This window comes from Globicatella sulfidifaciens DSM 15739 (assembly GCF_900167405.1).
In the GTDB taxonomy this organism is placed as follows: Bacteria; Bacillota; Bacilli; order Lactobacillales; family Aerococcaceae; genus Globicatella; species Globicatella sulfidifaciens.
Genome location: NZ_FUWO01000009.1, coordinates 1 through 2,313 on the forward strand (window position 1 = coordinate 1; position 2,313 = coordinate 2,313).

Annotated in this window: 2 protein-coding genes; one reads left to right on the forward strand and one right to left on the reverse strand. The window is 34.6% G+C overall.

Annotated elements, in window-relative coordinates; genetic code table 11:
• Positions 1-81: 81 nt before the first annotated feature.
• Entirely contained in the window at positions 82-1,149 is a 1,068-nt protein-coding gene (locus B5D12_RS05760) for an undecaprenyldiphospho-muramoylpentapeptide beta-N-acetylglucosaminyltransferase (RefSeq protein ID WP_078755909.1), read from the reverse strand.
• Positions 1,150-1,719: 570 nt separating this feature from the next.
• Here B5D12_RS05760 and rplS point away from each other — a divergent pair.
• The gene (rplS, locus tag B5D12_RS05765) at positions 1,720-2,067 is read left to right on the forward strand and encodes a 50S ribosomal protein L19 (RefSeq protein WP_066123339.1); all 348 of its coding nucleotides are present in this window, start codon (positions 1,720-1,722) and stop codon (positions 2,065-2,067) included.
• Positions 2,068-2,313: the final 246 nt, after the last annotated feature.

Here is a 2,313-nt window from a genome sequence, read left to right on the forward strand (position 1 = left end):
AATACCGAGGTTTCCTTAGCTGACAGCTTGTAAATAAAAAAAACAGGTAAAGAAAGAGGACATTTCATTACCTGATTTTGTTTATTTTTCATATTGAGTAATCAATTGATAGAAGTCTTCAATGGAATTACTGATTTGATATTGATTCATTTGTTCAATCATCGTCTCTTTTTGTTCAGTCAAGGCGACTAATTTTTCTTTCAACGTTTCTGGAGAAAGTTCTTCTTCATTTAAAACGAGGGCATATCCTTCATTTTGGAAGTTTTGAGCATTTAATAATTGATCTCCACGACTAGCTTGAGCGGTTAAGGGAATTAGTAGCATCGGTATTTTTAAAGCTAAAAATTCAAAAATTGAGTTAGAACCTGCTCTTGAAATAACATAGTCGGTAATCGCTAATAAATCATTGAGTTCATCCGTTACAAATTCATATTGGACATAGCCATCTTGAGTTAGAGAGTCATCTTTTAAACCTTTACCTGTTAAATGGATTAATTGGTATTCTGTCAATAAATAATCTAAATTTTGACGAATCGCATCATTGATTGCTTTTGAACCTAAAGAGCCTCCCATAACCATCATAATCGGTTTATCAGGTGTTAGACCTGTAGATTGATAACCACGTTCTGCATTGCCTTCAAATAAACTATCACGGATAATAGAGCCAATAACGGTAGCTTGTCCTTTGGGCAAATGTTCTGCTGCTTGTGGAAAGGTTGTAAAAATATGATCAGCAAACTTAATACTAATTTTATTTGCTAAACCAGGTGTCACATCTGATTCATGTAACACGATAGGAATCTTTAACATCTTGGCTGCCATCGCAACCGGCACACTTACGAAGCCACCTTTAGAAAAAATCATCGTCGGTTGTTGCTTTTTCAAAATAAAATAAGCATCGCTAACGCCTTTCATGACTTTAAAAGGATCGACAAAGTTTTGCCAATCAAAATAACGACGTAATTTACCACTACTAATGGGATAGTAGGGAACATTGTCTAATTTATTAATCATCTCACGTTCAATCCCGTTTTTTGATCCTATATAAAATGTTTCATAACCTTTTTCTTGAAAATAAGGGATTAAGGCTACGTTAACTGATACATGGCCAATAGAGCCACCACCAGTAAAACAAATTCGTTTAACCATAAGAGCCTCCTAAAAATTATTCTCATTAATTATAGCGTTCAAACCTAGATGTGTCTAGTTAAGCGTTAGGCCAGGAAGAAAAAGAATAGCGGAAAAGTTAGTAAGATAGATAACACATCAAGTGCTATAAAAATAGAATAGTTGCACTACTTTTGTTGTTTGATGATGGATGAATTAATACCCTAATGTTTTTTTGGGGCTAGATATTGTGGCACTAACTTTAGAAGATGCTTTTCATCAGATGTATGATAGATTTGCGAATAAGTATCTACATAGGCATAGATCTTTATTTTGATTGAGTTAGTCTTTGGATATATAATTTCAATATTTTTTATTTCATCACATTTTACTAGATTCCATCTCAAAAGGAGCGTCTTCACCATTTAAGTAGTCATGTAACTTTCGAATACATGAATTTCTGCTGGATTAAAGAAAATTCGCTAAAGCTCTTTACAACCGTATCTTTTATTGTATAATAATAAGAGTGGTCTATGGACCCCAAATCACGATATTCCGCTGGATAGACATTTCTGCTATCTATGAGTGTTTGTTAGAAGAGGAGAAAAAAACATGAGTAAATTAATTGAAAAAATTACTGCAGCTCAATTACGTAACGATATCCCTGAGTTTCGTGCAGGTGATACAGTTCGTGTACACGCATTAATCGTCGAAGGCGAACGCGAACGTGTGCAAATTTTCGAAGGTTTAGTTATTAAACGTCGTGGTACTGGAATTAGCGAATCTTTTACAGTTCGTAAAATTTCAAATGGTGTAGGTGTAGAACGTACATTCCCATTACATACGCCACGTGTAGCGAAAATTGAAGTTGTTCGTAAAGGTCGCGTACGTCGTGCGAAATTATACTACATTCGTGCATTGTCTGGTAAAGCAGCAAGAATTAAAGAACGTACTAGATAATCAAAGATTTGAATACTCGGTTGATTGTATTGACAGTCAATCGGGTATTTTTTATTTACAATTAGATATTCACCAAAATACCATTCGTCACTGGGTTACGCTATTAGAATTGAATTACGCTATGAGCCCGATGCTCTCACCAAAATTTAAACAGACGCTGGGCAAAAACTTTTTAAATTCTGTTCAGGCATATCTATTAAATTAAAAACGCAGTGGTTGAGTGGTCTCAATCTGCGTCTTAATGAG

Bases quoted from the DNA above. Each gene is read 5' to 3' on its own strand.
- rplS (WP_066123339.1), top strand. From the start codon at position 1,720: ATGAGTAAATTAATTGAAAAAATTACTGCAGCTCAATTACGTAACGAT.
- B5D12_RS05760 (WP_078755909.1), bottom strand. From the start codon at position 1,149: ATGGTTAAACGAATTTGTTTTACTGGTGGTGGCTCTATTGGCCATGTA.